Raw genomic sequence first — 5,867 nt, 5'->3', positions numbered from 1 at the left:
CATCGAGGTTCTGATGACGGTCAGCCCGCTGTTGGATCCACCGTCGCCTGGTGCTCCTCGGCGAGGTGTTCCTCCGCCTTCAGCCAGGGCAGGAACTGCACCTTCTTCCGCCAGCCGCACGTGTCGCAGCTCATGACGCGGTGCGCGCCGGTGCGCTGGACATGAACCACGTGCTCGCGGCCGTGCTGGTCCCAGCGGCTCACCTTGCTCGCGTTGATCTGCAACATGACCTCATGACCTCTCCGCTGTCCAGGGGATGCGTGCAGCAAGGAGTGTGCAGCAAGAGCAACATCAACAGGGGGCGGCTGTGTGAAGAGTTGAGACAGCCGCCGGGTTGCTCACGCGTCTGTGCCGGGGGCGATCAGGCCCGTCTCGTAGGCCAGTACGACCGCCTGGACCCGGTCGCGCAGCTCCAGCTTCGACAGGATGCGGCCGACGTGCGTCTTGACGGTGGTCGGGCTCAGGAACAGCCGTTCCGCCAGCTCGGCGTTGCTCAGTCCCGTCGCCATCAGCCGCAGCACCTCCAGCTCACGGGGTGTCAGGCCCGACAGATCGGCGTGCCGGGCCGGGGCCGGTGAGGGTTCCTGGCGCTGGGCGAAGCGTTCGATCAGGCGGCGGGTGATCGCGGGGGCGAGCAGGGCGTCGCCGGCCTGCACCAGGCGTACGGAGGCCACCAGATGCTCCGGGGTGACGTCCTTGAGGAGGAAGCCACAGGCACCGGCGGTGAGGGCTTCGTACACATAGTGGTCGAGGTCGTAGGTGGTGAGGATGACGACTCGGGTTCCCCCGGCCTCCGGGGCGTCGTCGGCGAGGATCCGCCGGGTGGCCTCGATACCGTCCATGCCCGGCATCCGGATGTCCATGAGGACGACATCGGGCCGGGTGCGCCGTACGGCGGCCACCGCTTCGGCCCCGTCCGCCGCCTCGGCCGTCACCTCGATGCCGTCGGCGGCCAGGATCATCCCGAAGCCCGTACGGACCAGCGCCTGGTCGTCGGCGATGACGGCACGCAGGGGCGGGTGCGTCGGACGGGGTGCTCGGCTCTCGTTCACGGGGTCCGCCACGGGACATCGGCCTTGACGCGGTAGCCGCCGGCGAGGGTCGGGCCGGCGGTGAGCGTTCCGCCGTACACCGCGAGCCGCTCACGCAGCCCGATCAGCCCCCGGCCGTTGCCGCCTTCACCTGCGTCTTGCCGCGACGGGGAGTTGAGGTTGGTGGCGCGGGTGTTGCCGACCTCGATCTGGAGGTGGTCGTCCGTCCAGCCGATCAGGACGGAGGCCTCGGCGCCGGGCGCGTGCTTGATCGTGTTGGTCAGCGCCTCCTGCACCACGCGGTACGCCGTCAGGTCCACCCCGGGCGGCAACGGGTCCGGCGGCAGCGACACCGCGACGACGACCGGGGTCCCGGCGCCGCGCACCCGCTCCGTCAGGGCGTCGAGCCGGTCCAGGCCGGGCTGCGGCTCCAGGCCGTCGGCGGGCGTCTCCTGGAGGCCGGTGCCGGTGTCCGGGGCGGCCAACAGGCCCATCACGTGCCGGAGTTCGGCCATCGCGGCGCGGCCCCCGGCCTCCACCGCGAGCAACGCCTCCTTGGACCGCTCGGGCGCCGCGTCCATCACCTTGCGTGCCGCCCCGGCCTGGATCACCATCACGCTCACATTGTGGGTCACCACGTCGTGCAGCTCGGCGGCGATCCGGGCCCGCTCCTCCGCGACCGCCCGCCGCATGGCCTCCTCCTGCGTCCGCTGCAACCGCGCGAACCGGTCCCGGTCGGCCGCCAGCCGCCGCCGCCAGAGACGGACCAGTCCGGCCAGCACCCCGGCGACCAGCAGCACGACCCCGGGACTCGACCAGCCGGGAAGCAGGGGCTCCGCCTGCTGGAACGCGAGTCCGGCCAGAACCGCGCCGACGACCATCGCGGCCATGGCCCCCACCCGGAAACGACTGTGCGTGACGGCGCTGTAGGCGCCGATGACGATGCTCAGCACGGTGATCCAGGAAGCCTCGTCACCGATGACCACGGCGGCGGCCAGTACCACTCCGAACACCGCCAGCGGATACCGGCGCCTGGCCAGCAGCGGTAGCGCCGACAGGACGACCAGCGGCCAGGGCGCGACGGAACCCTCGCCCTCCCCGAGCGACGGACGGGGCACGGGCGGGACAGGCGGGACAGGCGGGACAGGCGGGACAGGCGGGACAGGCGGGACCGGCGTCACGACCTCGGCCCCCGGCACACGCGTGCTCACCCTGGCGCCCCCGTACTCGGTCGACGGGAAGAAGCGCACCGGGCCGTCGCCGGGATAGCGCGCCGCGACGAACAGCGCGACGACGGTCAGTACGACCGCCAGCGCCAGGTCCGTACGCACCGCCCGCCGCGACAGCGGAGCGGGTTTAGGCTCCGGCCGCAGCGCGTCCCGCAGCTGCTGACGCCAGTGGCGCGAGCGCCGGTACTCCGTCTCCGCTACCCCGTCCGAGTTCCCGTCCCCGTCCCCGTCCGCGTTCCCGTTACCCCGTCCCCGGTTCCCCGTCTCCATCACTCCGTCTCCATCGGCACATTGTGCGGCCGGACCGCCCGACCCGGGCCTCCCCGCACCGAACGGCCCAACAAGCCGTTCCTCAGGCGTACTTCGCTGGGATGACCTCGCTGCCGCGTCCTCCGCCAGGAGGGTCGTACGTCGGTGTCGCGGCCGACGCGCCGCACCCGCGCCCGGCCCTACGGTCGCCGGGACCGACAACTTCCCGGCTCGAACCGACCGTAGGGACAGGCGAGTTCATGACCCAGGTGATCCAACTGGAGGACGTGGCCAAGCGCTACGACAGCGCGGGCAGGCCCGCGCTCGGGCCGCTCACCCTCTCCGTCGAACAGGGCGAGGCCCTCGCCGTGACCGGCCCCTCCGGCAGCGGCAAGTCCACCCTGCTGAACCTCGTCGCGGGCCTGGACCGGGCGACCGAGGGCACCGTGTCCGTGGCCGGCCGACAGCTCGGCGACCTGAACGAACACGCGCTGGCCCGGTTCCGCCGCGAACAGATCGGCATGGTCTTCCAGTTCTTCAACCTGCTCGACGATCTCACCGTCACCGACAACATCCAGCTTCCCGCCCAACTCACCGGAACCGCACGGCGCGAGACGGCCGCCCGCGCCGGGGAGCTCATGGAGGTACTCGGCATCCAGAAGCACGCCCGCGCCTATCCCGGCCGTCTCTCCGGCGGTGAGCGCCAACGGGTCGCGGTCGCCCGGGCCCTGGTCAACCGGCCCGCGCTGCTGCTCGCCGACGAGCCGACCGGCGCCCTCGACACCGCCTCGGGTGAGGACGTACGGGAGCTGCTGGTGGAGCTGCACCGGGGCGGGCAGACCATCGTGCTGGTCACCCACGACCTGGCGCTCGCCGAGGCGTGTGCGAGCCGGACGATCCACCTGGTCGACGGTCACCTCGCCCTCGACACCCGGGCGGGGGCGGCCCGTTGAACGGCTTCGGAAGGGTTCGCAGAGTCGGAAGAGGCGGGGCGCTCGGCCGGGTCGTGCGGTCCGGGGTGGGGCGGCGGCGGGTGCAGACCGTGGTGATCGCCGTGGCCACGATGATGGCCGTGGCCTCGTCGGTGGTCGCCGGATCACTGATCGTCGCGGCGAACGCGCCCTTCGACCACGCCTTCGCGCAGCAACACGGCGCGCATCTGACCGTCCAGTTCGATCCGGCCAGGGCGAGTACGGCGCAGTTGGCGGCCACCGGGGGACAGCAGGGTGTCACCGCGAGCGCGGGACCGTACCCGGCGACGTCGATCCGGCCGGTGGACTCGGCAGGCGGCCATCTGCCGATGTTCACGCTCGTCGGACGGTCCGGTCCCCACGCCGACGTGGACGATCTGGACCTCAAGTCCGGCCGCTGGGCGGCGAAACCGGGCGAGATCGTGCTCAGCTCGTCGATCTCCGGCCCCGACCTGGAGCTCGGCTCCGTCCTCCACACCTCGGACGACGCGGACAGCCCCGCCCTGACGATCGTCGGCTTCGCCCTGTCGGTCAGCAGGACCGCCGACGCGTGGGCGACCCCCGCCCAGGCCAGGGCACTGGCGTCGGCGAAGACCCCCCTCACCAGCCAGATGCTGTACCGCTTCGACTCCGCCGGGACGGAGGGACAACTCACCGCCGACCGGAAGCAACTCGCCGCGGCCGTACCGTCCGGCGCGTTGCTGGGCAGTCAGTCCTATCTGGAGACGAAGCGTGACGCCGACCAGGGCGCGGCGCCGACCATCCCCTTCCTCATCGCCTTCGGTGTCCTCGGCATCGTCATGTCGGTGATCATCGTCGGCAGTGTGACCAGCGGCGCGGTCGGATCGAGTCTGCGCAGGATCGGCATCCTCAAGGCCATCGGTTTCACCCCGCGCGAGGTCGTACGCGCCTATGTGGCCCAGGCGTTGATCCCGGCCGCGGTCGGCATCGGGCTGGGGGTCGTCCTCGGCAACCTGCTCGCGGTTCCCCTCCTCGACGACACCGAGCAGGCGTACGGCACCGCCACACTGAGCGTGACGTGGTGGGTGGACGTCGTGGTGCCGGCGGCCGCGTTGCTGGTCGTCGGGACCGCCGCGCTGGTGCCCGCGCTGCGCGCCGGGCGGCTCAGTACGGTCGAGGCCATCGCGGTGGGCCGGGCCCCGCGTCCGGGACGCGGCCAGTGGGCGCACCGGGCGGTGGGACGGCTGCCGCTGCCCCGGGCGGTGACGTACGGTCTCGCGAGCCCCTTCGCGCACCCGGTCCGTATGGCCGCGATGCTGCTGGCGGTGGCCTTCGGCACCATCGCGGCGACCTTCGCGGTGGGGCTGACCGCGTCCCTCACCGCGGTCAGCGCCGCGGCAGACCCGGAGGAGCGGGCGGCGGTCACGGTGTTCGGCGGTGGTGGCGGTGGACCGGAGGGAGGCCTGGGCGGAACCGAGGCCCCGGCCGCCGACCCGGCACGCATACGAGCCGCCGTCGAGGCACAGGAAGGCACCGCCTCGTACTACGCCATGACCCGGAACGAGGCCTCCGTGGCCGGTGTCACCGGCTCGGTACGCGTCGCCCTCTACCAGGGGGACTCCCGTCCCGGCAGCTACGAGATGATCTCCGGGCACTGGCTCGACGGCGCGGGACAGGTCGTGGTCGGCTCGGGCTACCTGGAACGGACCGGCACCGAACTCGGTGACACGGTCCGGGTGACCTACGAGGGGGACATCCGCACCCTGCGGATCGTCGGCGAGGCCTTCGACACGTCGAACGGCGGCACCGGCATCCACGGCAACCTCGCCGACTTCCCGGCGGCCCAGCCCCGGATGTTCCTCGTCGAGGTGAAGCCGGGCGTCTCTCCCGTCGAGTACGCCACGAAACTCGCCGCCGTGGTCCAGCCGCTGGGCGGCGACGCGATGGCCAACGCCCCCTCGGGACAGGACAACTTCGTCATCATCCTGAAGTCGATGGCGGCCCTCCTCACCCTCATGCTGGTCTCCGTGGCAGGCCTCGGCGTCCTCAACTCCGTCGTCCTCGACACCCGGGAGCGCGTCCACGACCTCGGCGTCTGCAAGGCGCTCGGCATGTCACCCCGCCAGACGGTGAGCCTCGTCCTCGCCTCGGTGGCCGTCATCGGCGTACTGGGCGCCCTGCTCGGCGTACCCACCGGCTTCGCCCTGCACGGCTTCGTCCTCCCGGTAATGGGCCATGCAGCGAACACCGAACTCCCCCCATCGGTGCTGAACGTCTACGCCCCCTGGCACCTGCTCCTCCTGGGCCTGGCCGGCACCACGATCGCCCTCCTGGGCGCCCTACTCCCGGCAGCCTGGGCAGCAAGAACCCGCACGGCCACAGCCCTACGAACGGAGTAGGGGGACCCCTGGGCGGGGGCGGGGCGG

5 protein-coding genes are annotated in these 5,867 nt (G+C 72.1%); 2 read left to right on the top strand and 3 right to left on the bottom strand.

Annotated elements, in window-relative coordinates; translation table 11 throughout:
• Positions 1–20: 20 nt before the first annotated feature.
• The 3 genes from STRTUCAR8_RS38680 to STRTUCAR8_RS38670 form a co-directional block, all read right to left on the bottom strand.
• Positions 21–227, bottom strand: coding sequence for a hypothetical protein (locus STRTUCAR8_RS38680; protein WP_044473617.1), 207 nt, complete (start codon positions 225–227; stop codon positions 21–23).
• Positions 228–338: 111 nt separating this feature from the next.
• A complete protein-coding gene (locus STRTUCAR8_RS38675; protein WP_006381801.1) occupies positions 339–1,052 on the bottom strand; it encodes a response regulator in 714 nt (237 codons plus the stop codon).
• Positions 1,049–2,533 carry a sensor histidine kinase gene (locus tag STRTUCAR8_RS38670; protein WP_006381802.1) on the bottom strand — a complete coding sequence of 495 codons (1,485 nt, stop codon included), beginning with the start codon at positions 2,531–2,533 and terminating at the stop codon, positions 1,049–1,051. Before STRTUCAR8_RS38670 ends, STRTUCAR8_RS38675 begins: the two co-directional genes overlap by 4 nt.
• A 236-nt stretch (positions 2,534–2,769) precedes the next feature.
• Between STRTUCAR8_RS38670 and STRTUCAR8_RS38665 the strand changes: the two genes are divergently transcribed.
• Both STRTUCAR8_RS38665 and STRTUCAR8_RS38660 read left to right on the top strand, forming a co-directional pair.
• Positions 2,770–3,462 (top strand): ABC transporter ATP-binding protein, encoded by a 693-nt coding sequence (locus STRTUCAR8_RS38665; protein ID WP_006381799.1) that lies wholly within the window; start codon positions 2,770–2,772, stop codon positions 3,460–3,462.
• A gap of 80 nt (positions 3,463–3,542) precedes the next feature.
• A complete protein-coding gene (locus STRTUCAR8_RS38660) occupies positions 3,543–5,840 on the top strand; it encodes an ABC transporter permease (protein ID WP_006381803.1) in 2,298 nt (765 codons plus the stop codon).
• Positions 5,841–5,867: the final 27 nt, after the last annotated feature.

Origin of the sequence: Streptomyces turgidiscabies Car8 (assembly GCF_000331005.1) — a bacterium.
GTDB lineage: Bacteria > Actinomycetota > Actinomycetes > Streptomycetales > Streptomycetaceae > Streptomyces > Streptomyces turgidiscabies.
The sequence above is the reverse complement of the archived record's forward strand: the minus strand, read 5'-3'. Positions and strand labels throughout refer to the sequence as shown.

Coding starts and splice junctions, on each gene's coding strand:
- STRTUCAR8_RS38680 (WP_044473617.1), bottom strand. CDS start 227: ATGTTGCAGATCAACGCGAGCAAGGTGAGCCGCTGGGACCAGCACGGC.
- STRTUCAR8_RS38665 (WP_006381799.1), top strand. CDS start 2,770: ATGACCCAGGTGATCCAACTGGAGGACGTGGCCAAGCGCTACGACAGC.